Source organism: Marinobacter sediminum (genome assembly GCF_023657445.1).
In the GTDB taxonomy this organism is placed as follows: domain Bacteria; phylum Pseudomonadota; class Gammaproteobacteria; order Pseudomonadales; family Oleiphilaceae; genus Marinobacter; species Marinobacter sediminum_A.
On record NZ_JAGTWY010000001.1, the window covers coordinates 543,123 to 557,663 of the forward strand.

General features: G+C 57.2%; 14 protein-coding genes. 6 read left to right on the plus strand and 8 right to left on the minus strand.

Annotated elements, in window-relative coordinates:
• Positions 1 to 19 precede the first annotated feature (19 nt).
• A complete protein-coding gene (locus KFJ24_RS02700; protein ID WP_250829554.1) occupies positions 20 to 628 on the plus strand; it encodes a methyltransferase family protein in 609 nt (202 codons plus the stop codon).
• Positions 629 to 634: 6 nt separating this feature from the next.
• Here KFJ24_RS02700 and djlA read toward each other — a convergent pair whose 3' ends face one another.
• Positions 635 to 1,426, minus strand: a complete 792-nt coding sequence (djlA, locus tag KFJ24_RS02705; protein WP_250829555.1) for a co-chaperone DjlA — start codon at positions 1,424 to 1,426, stop codon at positions 635 to 637.
• Positions 1,427 to 1,476: 50 nt separating this feature from the next.
• Positions 1,477 to 1,644 (minus strand): hypothetical protein, encoded by a 168-nt coding sequence (locus KFJ24_RS02710; RefSeq protein WP_250829556.1) that lies wholly within the window; start codon positions 1,642 to 1,644, stop codon positions 1,477 to 1,479.
• Positions 1,645 to 1,659: 15 nt separating this feature from the next.
• Between KFJ24_RS02710 and alkB the strand changes: the two genes are divergently transcribed.
• On the plus strand, positions 1,660 to 2,310 hold the full coding sequence (alkB, locus tag KFJ24_RS02715; RefSeq protein WP_250829557.1) for a DNA oxidative demethylase AlkB: 651 nt from the start codon (positions 1,660 to 1,662) through the stop codon (positions 2,308 to 2,310).
• On the opposite strand, the gene KFJ24_RS02720 is transcribed toward alkB, so the two are convergent.
• Positions 2,311 to 3,591 (minus strand): MgtC/SapB family protein, encoded by a 1,281-nt coding sequence (locus KFJ24_RS02720; protein ID WP_250829558.1) that lies wholly within the window; start codon positions 3,589 to 3,591, stop codon positions 2,311 to 2,313.
• A 301-nt stretch (positions 3,592 to 3,892) separates the two neighbouring features.
• Between KFJ24_RS02720 and KFJ24_RS02725 the strand changes: the two genes are divergently transcribed.
• The 3 genes from KFJ24_RS02725 to KFJ24_RS02735 are packed head-to-tail and all read left to right on the plus strand — an operon-like array spanning position 3,893 to position 7,301.
• Positions 3,893 to 5,380 (plus strand): SulP family inorganic anion transporter, encoded by a 1,488-nt coding sequence (locus tag KFJ24_RS02725; RefSeq protein ID WP_250829559.1) that lies wholly within the window; start codon positions 3,893 to 3,895, stop codon positions 5,378 to 5,380.
• A gap of 1 nt (position 5,381) precedes the next feature.
• The gene (locus KFJ24_RS02730; RefSeq protein WP_250829560.1) at positions 5,382 to 6,308 is read left to right on the plus strand and encodes a universal stress protein; all 927 of its coding nucleotides are present in this window, start codon (positions 5,382 to 5,384) and stop codon (positions 6,306 to 6,308) included.
• Between the two features lie 36 nt (positions 6,309 to 6,344).
• Positions 6,345 to 7,301: a hypothetical protein gene (locus KFJ24_RS02735; RefSeq protein WP_250829561.1), complete on the plus strand. Its 957-nt coding sequence runs from the start codon at positions 6,345 to 6,347 to the stop codon at positions 7,299 to 7,301.
• A gap of 27 nt (positions 7,302 to 7,328) precedes the next feature.
• Here the strand turns inward: KFJ24_RS02735 and KFJ24_RS02740 are convergent, their stop codons facing one another.
• The 3 genes from KFJ24_RS02740 to KFJ24_RS02750 form a co-directional block, all read right to left on the minus strand.
• Positions 7,329 to 8,510 carry an NAD(P)/FAD-dependent oxidoreductase gene (locus tag KFJ24_RS02740; protein ID WP_250829562.1) on the minus strand — a complete coding sequence of 394 codons (1,182 nt, stop codon included), beginning with the start codon at positions 8,508 to 8,510 and terminating at the stop codon, positions 7,329 to 7,331.
• Between the two features lie 161 nt (positions 8,511 to 8,671).
• The gene (locus KFJ24_RS02745; protein ID WP_250829563.1) at positions 8,672 to 9,727 is read right to left on the minus strand and encodes an NAD(P)-dependent alcohol dehydrogenase; all 1,056 of its coding nucleotides are present in this window, start codon (positions 9,725 to 9,727) and stop codon (positions 8,672 to 8,674) included.
• 100 nt (positions 9,728 to 9,827) lie between these two features.
• On the minus strand, positions 9,828 to 10,631 hold the full coding sequence (locus KFJ24_RS02750; protein WP_250829564.1) for a PhzF family phenazine biosynthesis protein: 804 nt from the start codon (positions 10,629 to 10,631) through the stop codon (positions 9,828 to 9,830).
• A gap of 240 nt (positions 10,632 to 10,871) precedes the next feature.
• Here KFJ24_RS02750 and KFJ24_RS02755 point away from each other — a divergent pair, with 240 nt between their 5' ends.
• Positions 10,872 to 12,296 (plus strand): PLP-dependent aminotransferase family protein, encoded by a 1,425-nt coding sequence (locus KFJ24_RS02755; protein ID WP_250829565.1) that lies wholly within the window; start codon positions 10,872 to 10,874, stop codon positions 12,294 to 12,296.
• Here the strand turns inward: KFJ24_RS02755 and KFJ24_RS02760 are convergent.
• Positions 12,279 to 12,932 carry a response regulator transcription factor gene (locus tag KFJ24_RS02760; protein WP_250829566.1) on the minus strand — a complete coding sequence of 218 codons (654 nt, stop codon included), beginning with the start codon at positions 12,930 to 12,932 and terminating at the stop codon, positions 12,279 to 12,281. The two genes, KFJ24_RS02755 and KFJ24_RS02760, sit on opposite strands and share 18 nt — an antisense overlap.
• On the minus strand, positions 12,925 to 14,430 hold the full coding sequence (locus KFJ24_RS02765; RefSeq protein WP_250829567.1) for a PAS domain-containing sensor histidine kinase: 1,506 nt from the start codon (positions 14,428 to 14,430) through the stop codon (positions 12,925 to 12,927). The genes KFJ24_RS02760 and KFJ24_RS02765 overlap by 8 nt, the downstream gene beginning before the upstream one ends.
• Positions 14,431 to 14,541 lie beyond the last annotated feature (111 nt).

Below are 14,541 nucleotides of genomic sequence, written 5' to 3' on the forward strand. Positions count from 1 at the left end.
ACAGTAGCAAGCGAGCCCGATGGACTTTATCGAACCTTTAGTACGCCACTTTCTGGGCATCTTTTTCCTGATGATCGGCCTGCAGTTTTCTGGCCGGACGCTTGGGCTATACCAGCGCATGGAGTTTTCTCACATCAATTATGGTGAACGGGGGAGCGCACCCTGGTGGCACAGGCAGATCTTTAACCTGTTCCGTGGTCTCATTCTTGCGGTATGTGTTGTGCGGATCTTCGCCGAAATCGATGGCTGGCTGGGCGTCTTTGGCTGGCTCTACCAATGGCCGGTCCTGTTGCTGGGCATGGTGTTCATGTTGGCTTCGTTCGCGTCGGTGAACTATCTGCAAGCCTATATGCATGACGACTGGCGTTCAGGAATTGATGCCCGGGAAGATGATCGCAAGCTGCTGACCCGGGGGCCGTTCAGTCGTTCGCGAAACCCTGTGTTCATTAGCGTGATGGTGGGGCAGCTCGGTTTTTTCCTGGCGGTCCCCAGTGTTTTTTCCCTGGTTTGTCTGATAGCGGGTGTTCTGGTTATCACCCGCCAGGCCCGCGAGGAAGAAAAGGCTTTGGCGCGGAAGTTCGGTGCCGGATTCGACGATTACCGAGACCGGGTTCCGCGCTGGTTCTGAGGCCGGTCAGGCGCTTTCTTTGCGGGATTCCTTGATTACATCGTAAGCGTGGCTGATCTCGCGGGTCCGCTCTTCCGCCATTTCCCGCATGCTTTCGGGCAGGCCCTTGCCCGCGAGTTTATCGGGATGGTTTTCACTCATCAGTTTGCGGTACACCTTCTTGATCTCGGCATCGCTGGCTGAGGGTGATACGCCCAGCACCTTGTAGGCATCATCAATCTGCTGTGTGGTTGAGCGCTGGCCGGCACCGCCACCAGCACCAGCCTGCCCGGTATGGGCACCCCGCAGCATTGCTTCCAGTTGATCGACCTGGCTTTCCGGCAGTCCCAGCCTGCGGGCAATGTGAACCAGCATTTCATGTTCTGCCGGATGGACAACGCCATCGGCCGCGACGGCGGACACCTGGACCTGGAGGAACATCTGCAGGAAAGCCGGCTGGCGACCACTCATCTGCATGAAGTGGCTGAGCTCCGCGTCCAGATCGAAGTCAGGCTCTTTACCCCGGTTGAAGGCGGCCTTGGCTTTGGCTTTCTGGTCCTCACTCAGGCGGAAGCGCACAAACATGTTTTCCGCCATCTGTATCTCGTCTCTGGATATCACGCCGTCGGCTTTGCACAGGGCCCCCATGACGGCAAAGACGGATTCAACAAAGCCGGACTGGATATTCTGGAGTTTGCCAATAAGCCGGCTTTTCATGCGGTTAAAAAGGAAAGCACCGATGGCGGCACCAATAAGGAAGCCGGGGAACTTGCCAAAGGCGTAGCCGATCAGACCGCCAAAAATGAGTGCGAAGAGCATCAATATGTCCTTAATCCAGGGTGGAACAGTTCTAAGAATATACGGGTTTTTCAGTGGGTATTCATGAACAGGCTTTCATTCACCTCGTCAATCTGTTCCGGCGGGCGTTTCCCGTGCATAGGTGACCCTTGCCAGTGTACATTGGCGTGAGAATTGAGGTCTGCCTGCTCACTACTGAAAGGGTAGACCCTGGTCGCGGTTTTTTCTGGTTTTTTCATGAAAAGTAGCAAGTTATGACACCTGACCTGTTTGATGACCTGCCTGACGAGCCCGGGTCCGAAGTGTTGACCGAGGGTGCACTGATTCTACGCCGGTTTGCCTCGGATCAAGCGGAGTCGTTGCTGGATGCAATCGCCGGAGTCACAGCTGCTGCGCCCCTTCGTAAGATGAAAACCCCGGGCGGGCATACCATGTCGGCGGCCATGAGCTGTTGCGGAGAGCAGGGCTGGGTAACGGATGCGCGGGGGTATCGTTACCAATCTGAAGATCCACTGTCCGGTCGGCCATGGCCTGCAATGCCGGAAGTCTTCCGGGAGTTGGCACGTGAAGCTGCATCAGCAGCGGGTTATGAGGGCTTTAGTCCGGATGCCTGTCTGATCAATTGCTACGAGCCCGGTGCCAAAATGGGGCTGCATCAGGACAAGGACGAGTATGATTTTGACCAGCCGATCGTGTCTGTAACTCTGGGGCTGTCACAGGTGTTCCAGTTCGGAGGGCTCCGGCGAAACGAACGCCCGGTGAATGTTCCCCTTCACCATGGTGATGTGGTGGTTTGGGGAGGGCCCGCCCGGTTGCGTTATCACGGTGTTCTGACCCTCAAGGCCGGTGAGCATCCATTAACCGGTGTCTGCCGCTACAACCTCACCTTTCGGCGCGCGCGCTAACTACTGGAACCAGGCCACCGCAAGCCCGGCAGCGACGGAAAGAACCATCGGCCCCGCTACCAGCAGCCCTGTCCGGCGGCTTCCGAGGCTCCAGGCCATTCCCGATTTCACCAGGTTATTCGTGGCGGCGGCAATAACGATACCGATCACGGCGGTATCCATTGCCAGTGAGTTGTTGGACATACGCGTGAGAGAAAGGGTGATGGCATCCACATCGGCGACACCAGAGCTGGCGGCCAGCATGTAAATACCTGCATTCCCGAGCCAGCTCTTGAGAAATTCACCCAACAAAAGGATGGCCGTCAACAGCACGCCGAAGAGCAGGGCAGAGGTCAGGTCAAGCGGGTTCTGATTGAGCGTTGGCTGGGACACCTGAAGCTGTTCGTAGTGACGGCGCCAAATGAGAATGGCTGCGCCATACAGCAGGATCGTCATTGTGATCACCGGCCAGATCAGGCTGGGTAGAAGGTCCCGGTTTATCACAAAACAGTACACCAGTATGCGCGGAAACATGGTGCCACAGGCAATCAGGATACCCGTGGCGAACTGGGGGCTCAGTTGCGGTGTTAAATTGGATTGGCGGGCAAAATGCAGGGTCAGAGCCGTTGACGAGCTGAGCCCGGCAAACAGGCTGGTGAACAGAATGCCCTTGCGGGTTCCGGCGACACGGATCGCAAAATAGCCGACAAAGGAAATCGACGCGATCATCACGACCATCCACCAGATTTCCCGAGGATTCAGCACACCGCCCGGGCCCATCTTCTGATTCGGCAACAGTGGCAGCATGACCACGGAAATCAGCAAGAGCTTGAGTGCGGCATCCAGTTCATGGTCCTTGAGTTTGTACACCCAGCCATGAATCTCCGCTTTATTGTCCAGGATAATAGCCGTGACGACGGCTGCTGCCGTTGCCATCGCCGGATCCACGGCCACGGCAATAGCACCAAAGCAGAAGGTCAGTACCAGCCCCACCATGCCGGTGATGCTGAAATTGCGAATATGCTCGAGACGTTCCGTAAAGGCTGCAACGCCCATTGCAACCACGCTCAGCAGTAGCACCGGAAACGCCCACTCCGTTATCTCCTTTGTCAAAACGGCGGAAATACCACCCAATAACCCGACCAGGGCGAAGGTGCGTATGCCGGCAATGCGCTCCCCGGATTTTTGATCCCGGGCATCCCATCCGCGTTCCAGGCCAATGATAGCGCCCAGTAAAAGCGCAACTGCGAGGTTGATCGTGGTCTGATGAGATACGAGAAATTGTGCAGTTACATCGTCCATGAAGGTGAGGGCTTCCGGAGGTGGCGGATTTTTCAGAATAATCTGCTTGAATTGTAGCCTGTCATCGAGCCATCAATAAATACACGGGATAATCCTTACCTTACTTGTGGGGGGCGAATCTGGTAAGCTTCGCGGCCCTGTTTTCAACCTCTTTTGATCAAAGCTCGCCGGAATCCTGTGAACCTCAGTCCACCTTAGCGCTTATTTCTGTTCCCCTTCCACATTCGGGATGTTTTTTTGCGATCACTTCGGGTGAATCCCCGGCAGCTTTTTACCTGTTTTACCAATTACGGAACTCAACATGGTTAATACCCTGAAAAACCAATGGTTATCTAACATCCGCGGGGATCTGCTCGCAGGTGTTGTGGTGGCGTTGGCACTGATTCCCGAGGCCATTGCCTTCTCGATCATTGCCGGAGTCGACCCCAAAGTGGGGCTTTATGCCTCATTCTGTATTGCTGTCATCATCTCATTTGTCGGTGGTCGTCCCGGTATGATCTCGGCCGCCACCGCCGCCATGGCGGTACTGATGGTGACGCTCGTCAAGGAACACGGGCTGCAGTACCTCTTGGCTGCCACACTGCTGACGGGCGTTATCCAGCTTGTTGCCGGCTATCTGAAGCTGGGCAGTCTGATGCGGTTTGTCTCGCGTTCAGTGGTAACCGGGTTCGTCAATGCGCTGGCAATCCTGATTTTCATGGCCCAGTTGCCGGAACTAACCAATGTCACCTGGCACGTATACGCCATGACGGCGGCAGGCCTGGGCATTATCTACCTGTTTCCGCTTCTGCCGGTGGTTGGTAAGCTCTTGCCCTCGCCATTGGTGTGTATCGTTGTACTGACCGCCGTAACAATTGCCCTGGGGCTGGATATCCGGACCGTCGGCGATATGGGCGAACTGCCTGATACCCTTCCGATTTTCCTGTGGCCGGATGTCCCGCTTAACCTGGAAACCCTGATGATTATCCTGCCGTACTCCTTGCCGCTGGCGGTGGTTGGCCTGCTGGAATCCATGATGACGGCAACCATTGTCGACGATCTGACGGATACCGAGAGTGATCGGAACCGCGAGTGTAAAGGCCAGGGTATCGCCAACATCGGTTCCGGCCTTATTGGCGGCATGGCAGGCTGTGCCATGATTGGTCAGTCCATCATTAACGTGAAATCCGGCGGCCGTACCCGCCTTTCCACCCTGACGGCGGGGCTTTTCCTGTTGATTATGGTGCTGGTGCTGGACAACCTGCTGGTACAGATTCCCATGGCAGCGCTGGTCGCCGTTATGATCATGGTTTCCATCGGTACCTTCTCCTGGGAATCCATCCGTAACCTCAAGGACCATCCGCTATCGACCAACATCGTGATGCTGGTGACTGTGGTTGTCGTTGTGGCGACCCACAACCTGGCCTTCGGTGTGCTGGCAGGTATCCTGCTGGCGGCGATGTTCTTTGCCAACAAGATTGGCCACTACATGCTGGTAACCTCGGACCTGGATGAGCAAACCGATACCCGCACCTACAGGGTTGTCGGCCAGGTGTTCTTCAGTTCGTCGGAAAAGTTCCTTCAGTCCTTTGATTTCAAGGAAGCAGTCGATAATGTGGTGATTGATCTGAGCCGTGCTCATTTCTGGGATATCACTGCGGTCGGGGCTCTGGACAAGGCGGTCATCAAATTCCGTCGTGAAGGTTCAGACGTCGAAGTGATCGGGCTGAACGAGGCCAGTGCCACCATCGTTGACCGCTTCGGTGTGCACGACAAGCCTGAAGCCGTTGATCAGCTGATGGGGCATTGATATGACGCAGACCAAGGAATCCGGCAACGATCGCAGTCAGAATAACAATCACAAGGATCAGCAAGGCGAGGTTGAGATGTTACGAGTAGTGGCCTGTATCGATGGTTCTCGCGCCGCACCCGCGGTGTGCGACTATGCCGCCTGGGCAAGCAAGCACATGGGAGCACCCATGACGCTTCTTCACGTACTGGATGAGGAACGGTATCCCGCAGAACCAGACCTTGCTGGCAGCATTGGTCTGGGAAGTCGTGAGCACCTGCTGGACGAGCTGGCAGAGCTTGATCGCAAACGGTCCAAGCTTGCGCTTGAGCATGGGCATCACATGCTCGATGAAGCGGAGCGCCGGGTGAAGGAAGCGGGCGTTAATGACGTCGCCAAGCGTCAGCGCCATGATGACCTGACGGAATCCCTGCTTTCGCTTGAAAACCAGACCCGCCTTTTTGTGATAGGGCTTCATGGCGAGAGCAGTTCCGACCGTGACATCCATATTGGTAGCCAGCTTGAAACTCTCATTCGCAGTGTGCACCGGCCTATTCTGCTGGTGCCAGATGAGTTCAAGGCGCCCCAAAGTGCCATGCTGGCCTTTGATGGCAGCGCCACGGCGTTCAAAGGTATTGAGTTGCTGGCAGGTAGCCCGGTCCTCAAGGGAATGCCTCTTCACCTTGTTATGATCGGTGCAGATACGAACGATCGCTGGGAACAACTGAAAAAGGCGGAGAAGATGCTGGCCGGTCTTGAATCGGAGATTACGCTGGCTATCCGTGCCGGAGACGTTGAGCCCGCACTCCATGCCTACCAGGAAGAGCATGACATCGACCTTCTGGTGATGGGCGCCTACGGTCATTCCCGCATTCGGCAGTTCCTGGTGGGTAGTACCACCACAACCATGCTGAAAACCGCGGAAAAGCCGCTCGTTATCCTGCGCTAATCGGTCTTCAGCGGAGCGGTTTTAGGAGGGGACGGATTGGGAGCATTGCGTCACGACCTGAGCCGGCGGTTCCTGGCAGTCATCACTCTGGTTCTGGCCTTGACGATGACAGGCTGCCAGTCGCTGTTACAACCTCCGTCAAAGGCCCGTGCTGAGCAGGCGGTGGACGGCAAGGAAGCGGTTAATCCGGAGTATTCGCGCCAATTGCGTCGGATCAACCTGGCGCTGGCCGAATCAAGCTCCGGTGGGTTGCCGGCGGATGAGGTTGCCTTTGCCCGTCGAGCCGGGCAACTAAGGGCGGTTGGTCATGATTTTCTGAAGCTGACTCAGTCAGGTCCGGTCACCGGGCCGGAGTACCGTTTGTGGGGGGACTTCTTTAACAGGCTCTCAGACACCGTCGAAGTGGTGGTTGGTGGTCAGGCGAACCTGGTTGACGCTGAACAGCTCTACGAACTCGCCGCCCAGCTGTATCCCCTTTTTATCGATCGCTCCCATCTGCCCGAACGCCCCTTTATCGCCGTTGACGGCGAAACCAGCGCATATTACGCAGGCAACTATTATCTTTGCACCATGCCTGAGGTCATAGCGGACGGCTATGGTCGCCGCAGGGCAGAGGGGATGAGCGAGCATCTGGGGCGCGCGATGGAACGCTACCTTGACGGCCCCTGCGAGCCGGACCTGATGTTTTCTGCTGCCGAGATGCTCTATGACTACGCCCTGGTTGCCGGTCCCGACCAGGCCGCCTACCGCGACCGAATCGAAAAGGCCGGCCCCGGAAAATCGGCTCCCTGGCTGATCCTGCTGGACAATTTTTCATTGGCGCATAATCAGCAGCAGGCGCTGGCAAATCTTGAACAGGCCCTGGCCGCAGCGCGCGCTGATCTCGACAGCGGTGACGAGATTAGTCTGGAGTTTGCAAACGAGGTTGAGCGCCAGCGCACGCTCTTGACCCAGGATCAGAGGCCGCTGCGGGTGCTGCAGTACCGGCCGTAATGGTGCTGGTTGTTAGGGGGCCAGGAATCAGGCATCGTTGCCGGCCGCAACCCCGGACGCCCAGGCCCATTGGAAGTTATGGCCACCCAGATGGCCGGTCACGTCCACCACCTCTCCGATGAAGTACAGGTTTGGCCGTTCCAGAACCGCCATGGTTTTGGAGGACAGCTGCCGGGTATCCACGCCCCCCAGGGTCACTTCCGCAGTCCGGTAGCCTTCGGTGCCGGCAGGTTTGATGGTCCATTGACCCAATGCTTGAGTGACCTGCTCCAGGTCGCTGTTCTTATAGCCCTGCAGGGGCCCGCTCCAGCCATGCAGATCATTGTAGGCCTGGGCAAACCGCTTTGGCAGATGCTGGCCAAGATAGTGTGCGACCGTTGATTGGGGTTTCTGTTTCCGCAGTGACAGAAGGTCTTCGTGAATCTGGTTGGCGGGTAACAGATTAATCGACAGCTCGTCACCCTGTTGCCAGTAACTGGAGATCTGCAACATTGAGGGTCCGCTGAGGCCGCGATGGGTAACCAGCATGGGTTCGCGAAAATGCTGATGGTGGCAGGTGACATCGACGGGGCAGCTGATGCCCGACAGGGGCGAGAGTTGTTCCTTCAGTTCCGGGTGAAGGGTGAACGGCACCAGGCCAGCCCTGGTGGGCAGGACCCTCAGCCCGAACTGTTTTGCGATCTCGTAGCCGAAGCCTGTGGCCCCCATAGTGGGAATGGACAGCCCGCCACTGGCAACGATCAGGGATTCGCACGTGAGTGTGCCGGCGCTGGTTGCCAGCTGGTAGCCGGACTCTGTGGCCTGAACCCGGGATACGGAGGTCTTCAGCCGGATCTCAGCGCCTGCCCATTCACACTCGGTGAGCAGCACATTGAGTATGTCTTTGGCGCTGTCTTTGCAGAACAGCTGCCCGGCGGCTTTCTCCTCATGCTCCACGCCATGGCGCTCCACCAGTTCGAGGAAATCCTGCGGTGTGTAACGCTTGAGCGCGGAGATACAGTAGTGAGGGTTATCGGACAGGAAGTTGGCGGGTGTGCTGTTCAGATTGGTGAAATTGCAGCGCCCGCCGCCGGACATAAGAATTTTCTTGCCAGGCTTATTGGCATGGTCGATCACCAGGACCCTGCGGCCCCGGTAGCCCGCCGCTGCGGCACACATCAGGCCGGCGGCACCGGCACCAATAATAATTACGTCGTAATCCGAAGCCATGAATCATCGCAGACATTTGAATGTGCGGGCATTATACGTGGCCCCGGCTTCGTCGTCTGTGTTTGGCAGATTTGGCAGGGATTGTGGTTGGTGTTGGAGTGCAGGGTATGGAGGAGCAGAGGGCCCGGCGTTGCCAGGAGCAAGCCGGGCCGATTACGCTGTTAGCTGTTTTTCAGCGTTGCCATATCGATAACGAACCGGTACTTCACATCGCCTTTCTTCATCCGCTCATAGGCGTCGTTGATGTTGTGAATATCAAGCATTTCGACATCGCAGCTGATGTCGTTCTCCGCGCAGAAATCCAGGACTTCCTGGGTTTCCGGCATGCCGCCAATCAGCGAGCCAGCCAGGACACGGCGTTTGAACACCAGGGCGCCGGCCTGAAGGGCGGGCTCGATGGGCTCAAGCAGCCCGACAATAATGTGAGTGCCATCGTAGTTCAGGCAGTTGAGGTACGGGTTCAGGTCGTGCTGTACCGGCACGGTGTCCAGCATGAAGTCCAGGGTCTCGGCAGCTGCGGCCATCTGGTCTTCATCGGTGGAGATCACAACGTGATCGGCACCCTGCTTCTTGGCTTCCGACACCTTGCTCTCTGAGCGGGTAAAGATGGTGACTTCGGCGCCAAGTGCCTTGGCGAATTTCACGCCCATGTGGCCAAGTCCGCCCATGCCGATAACCCCGACTTTGTGTCCGGCTTTGACGCCATAGTGACGCAGCGGCGAGTAGGTGGTGATGCCGGCACACAGCAAGGGTGCTGCTGCTTTGATGTCGAGTTTCTCTGGAATCCGAACTACAAACCGTTCACTGACAACGACGCGCTCGGAGTAGCCGCCGAAGGTGATGGAATGGTCGTGGCGGTCCTCACCGTTGTAGGTGCCGGTCATGCCTTCGCTGCAGTACTGTTCCAGGCCCGCTTCGCAGGCGGAGCAGGTGCGGCAGGAATCGACCATACAGCCCACACCAACCATATCGCCTTCCCGGTAGTTTTTGACGTCGGGTCCTACAGCGGTGACCCGGCCGACGATTTCATGGCCGGGGACAACCGGGTACTGAGTAACGCCCCAATCATTCTGGGCAAAATGGATGTCGGTATGGCAAACACCGCAGTAGTCGATTTCAATGGCAACGTCATCTTTGCGCAAAGACCGCCTCGTAATGTCGTGAGGGGCCACGCCAGAGGTGGGAGATTGTGCTGCGAATGCCTTGGTTGCTGTCATAGTTCAGTCTCCTTGTTCGGGTGTGGGTCCAGTTATACTCTGGATTGCTCCGGATCTATCACTGTTTGACATTGCCATCGTGTAACCGGCGACTGGCTGGCTATAGCTGAATGAAGCCTTCCATGAAAAACGCCGCCTGACCGGCAATGGATACGCGTTCTCCGTTAAGTTCACATCGAAGGACGCCGCCGCGTTTCGAGACCTGCCTGGCATCCAGGCTGGTTTTGCCCAGCACTTCGGCCCAGTAGGGCACCAGGACACTGTGGATGGAGCCGGTAACCGGGTCTTCATCAATGCCTGCGCCCGGAGCGAAGTACCGACTGACGAAGTCGCTCTCATCCCCTCGGGCGGTCACAATCAGTCCCTGATTACCCAGTTCCCTGAGCTTGCCCAGATCCGGTTGTGCGCCGCGCACGGCAGTCTCGTTGTCCAGCACCAGCATGTAATTGGTGTCGTTGGGTACAAAATACGCGGTTTCCGAAAAGCCCGGTAAGGCTTCTCGAATAAGTGGGGGCGTTTCCCTCTGCTCGAACGAGAGGTTGGGAAAGTCGAGAACCAGCCAGCCATCGTCGGTCTGTTTCACGCCCAAAGGGCCGCTTTTTGACTGAAAGCGGATGCTGTCTTTTGCCCACCCCAGTTTGTTGAAAAGTACCCAGGCACTGGCAAGCGTGGCGTGGCCGCACAGAGGCACTTCGAACCCTGGCGTAAACCAGCGGATGTGAAAGTCGGCCTCCTCGTTCTCCGGCAACCTCAGGAAAAAGGCAGTTTCAGACAGATTGTTCTCACCGGCCAGTGCCAGCAACGTTTCATCCGGCAGCCATTGTTCAAGCGGCATGACAGCAGCGGGGTTACCGCCAAAGACTCGGTCGGTAAAAGCATCTACCTGGTAAATGGGATAGGTCATTCTCTGTTCCTTGTTCGTGAGATCGGCATAAAGCCATTACTGGGTTTGTTCATGGCTTATTGTGTGCGAGCGGAGACGTGCATAACAGATTCAGGTAACCTTAATTTGAACCGGTACAGATGTTCTAGAAAGGCATCTGTACTGGTCATATTTCCGACAAACTGTACCGATTCGACCGGCCCGGAATCTGGTGCAATGGTCGGCATCAGGTGTTCAGTAATTGTCAGTAGGGTGGGTGACATGGGTGTTTTATACAATCAGGTGGCAGACCAGCTGCAGGCGCTGATTAAGGAGGGTGTTTATCGCGATGGTGATCGTCTGCCAGGTGTTCGGGTTCTGAGCCGGCAACTCGGTGTGAGCATTTCGACGGTACTGCAGGCCCATCAGACCCTGGAAGGGCGCGGCTACCTGGATGCCCGTGAGCGCAGTGGCTATTTTGTTCGGCTGCCCGCCCTGGATGCGCCTGAGCCGGTCATGCAGAAACACCGGGCCAAACCGGTGCCGGTGACGGCGCGGGAAATGACGCTCGACCTGTGTGCGGATGAACAGAAGCGTATGGTGCCGCTGGCGACCGCGATCCCACATCCGGACTTCCTGCCCGTGCGACAGATTCAGCAAAGTACCCTCTGGGCGGCTCGCCGTGGACTGGAAACCCTGGACTACGCCTTTCCGGGCAAGGAGTCGTTCCGGCGCCAGATCGCTCAGCGCATGGCGACCCTCGGAGTCCCCATCACGCCGGACGACGTGCTGGCGACCAACGGCGCTCAGGAAGCCATCATTCTCGCACTTCGGGCCGTCACCCAGCCCGGTGATATTGTTGCTGTCGAGACCCCCTCGTTCCCAGGCATTCTTCAGGCGCTCGAAGTGGTGGGTCTGCGGGTGATCGAAATTCCAACCCACCCCTCGGACGGGGTGAGCCTGGAGGGACTGCAACTGGCGCTCGGTCAGTGGCCGCTCAAGGCCTGCGTGGTGGTGACCAATCACAGTAACCCGATGGGGGCCAGAATGCCGGATGAGCGCAAGAAACAGCTGGTTTCCATGCTGGCGGCGGCAGCGGTCCCGCTGATTGAAGATGACATCTACGGCGACCTGTATCACTCGGGCGAGCGCCCGAGGCCAGCGAAGGCCTTTGATCGCACGGACAATGTGATTTACTGCAGCTCTTTCTCCAAAACCATTTCGCCGGGGCTTAGGCTCGGCTGGATGGTGCCGGGCAGGTACATGGCCAGCGCGAGGCAGCACAAGTATTTTGTGAATCTGGCAACTTCGTCGATTCCCCAGCTGGCGGTGGCGCATTTCCTGGAACAGGGCAGTTACGACCGCTATCTTCGCTCGGCCCGGCAGCATTATCGGGAGTCGTCAGAGCGGATGCGAGCAGCGATTACCCGGTCATTCCCCGAGGGGACAGCCGTCAGCCGCCCCCAGGGTGGGTTTGTCCTGTGGGTGCAATTGCCCGAGGGCGTTTCAGGCACTGAGGTGTTTCACCGGGCCCGTGCAGAACATATTAATGTCTCGCCCGGCCTGATGTTTTCAACCACCAATAAATACGACAACTGCCTCAGGCTTAACAGCGCTAATCCGTGGACCGGGCGAATTGAGCAGGCGGTTGCCCGGCTGGGTGCGCTGGCCCATGAGGCTCAGGGTGCTTTATTGCCTCCCGCGTAAATCCAGAGAGTCCAGAAGACCGGCCGCGATGGCTATTCCTGTCACATCCGGCAGACGCTCGGCACCAAGCCGTTTCATGACGCGTGCCCTGTAGAGATCAATGGTTTTTACGCTTACGTTGAGCTGGTCGGCGATTTCCCGGCTGGTGTAACCCTGCGCCAGTGGCAGGAATACATCCCGTTCACGACGGGTGAGGGTGCTGAGCAACGTCTCTGTACGTGCGTCGCCCCTCTGCTGCTGACTGGTCTGCTGATGTTCCTGAAGGGCCTGTTGTACGCTGTCCAGTAACAGCTGCTCATTGAAAGGCTTCTCGATAAAGTCGAAGGCGCCAGACTTGAACGCCCGGACGACGATGGGCACATCGGCGTGGCCGGATATGAAAATGATGGGCAGCTCCAGTCCCCTTTTTTGCAGTTCCTCCTGAACATTCAGGCCGCCCAGGCCGGGCATCCGGACATCCAGGACCACGCAGCCCGAGTTCTTTTGGGTAACTGAATCCAGAAATTTTCGGCCATCGCTGTAGGCCTCTACCTTCAGGCCGACAGACTCCAGCAGCCACTGGGTGGACTCCAGCATGCCCGCATCGTCGTCGACAACGTAAACGATCGTGGCATCTGCGGCTGTGTGTTCAGTCATCGGGTTTTGTCTCCGTCGGGTTCGCGGCTTTGTTCTTATGGCAGAGAGAGGCTGGGAAACGACAGATCAGCGACAGCCCACTGGTCCCGGCTGGCCGGGCGTCCAGAAACCCGCCGAACCCCTCGATAATAGAACGGCTCATGGAGAGCCCAAGTCCAAGCCCCTGGGGTTTGCTGGTATAAAACGGTTGGAACATCTGGCGGATGCCCTGGTCATCCAGCCCCGGCCCTTCGTCCGTGACTTCAATCAGGGTTTCCTTGGACTCGTTCACACAAGTGCTGATGGTGATCCCGGATGGTTTGTCGCCCTCGTTGTGCGCTCGGGCTTCGACGTTGGCTTCGATGCCATTGCGGATCAGGTTGATCAGGACCTGTTCCAGCAAAACCGGGTCGGCGTTGATGACAGGGGTGTAGCTGGCCAGCTTTTCAGTAATCTGAACGCCGTTTTTTTCCGCTTCCCACTGGCACAGGTGGGTAACATTGGTTATCACATCATTCAGGGCGATCGGTGCCGTGCGCTTATGCCCTTTTCGCAGGAAGGCCCTCAAGCGCTTGATTACCTCCGAGGCGCGATTGGCGTGATGGATAATCTTCTGCAGGCCATCATCAACGCGTTCAAAGCCTTCCGGATTGGCGCGTGCGTTTTTCAGATAGCGCTGGCTTGCGCTGGCAAAGTTCACAATGGTGGCCAGGGGCTGGTTCATTTCATGAGCTATGCTGGACGCCAGTTCGCCCAGGGTGGCAAGGCGAGCAGCATGGGCCAGTTCGTCCGCCAATCGGCGGTTACTTTTTTCAGACTCGACCCTGGCGGTAATGTCCCGGGTAACGCTGACGGCCTCAATCACTGCGCCGGTATAGGTTTCGCGTATGGCGCGGCTGGAAATCTCGAACCAGCGCTTACTGCCATCCCGGTGCAGAATCTCCAGGGTCATGGTGGCGTAGCCGTCATCCCGCAGGCGATTACGTGTCTCGATGAGTTTCTGAGCTACCGAATCGCCGCGAAAAACGTCTTCCAGCGACTTGCCTCGTAACTCTTCGGGCCAGTACCCCAGAAGGCGCCAGGAGGCCGGGGTGGCATCAATGAAACGTCCATCGGGGGCGTGGCGGGAGATAAGGTCCGTGGTGTTTTCGGTAATCAGTCGATACAGCCGGTTTGAGCGCGTGGCGTCCTGGCGCATGCGCACGTCATTTGTAGCATCCCGGGCCCGCACCAGTACCTGCCCACTGTCGCAGTCAGGAATGAAGGTCCAAAGCAGAATTTTTGTCGTGATCCGGGATTCAACGCCCTCAATAGCGCGGTCCTGATTCAGGGCCGACTGGACCAGTGCAGCGCTATTAACCGGAAGCAGATCGCCAAACCTTGCCATGCCGCTGCTCCGGAGCAAATCCTGGGCCGCAGGGTTGTTCTTGAGCACCCTTGAGTCAGCATCAATCACCAACCCGGGTTGCGGGTCTGCGTCTGGCAAACTAAATACGGTAGCAGGGGGAGAATCCGTCATGTCGAACAACTTATAGTATATCCACTATAATACGTTGGTGCAGTTTCTAGTATTGGCACTATTAAATACTATTCTTGCCAGCAGAAATCATAACTGCTTTAGCGATTCTCC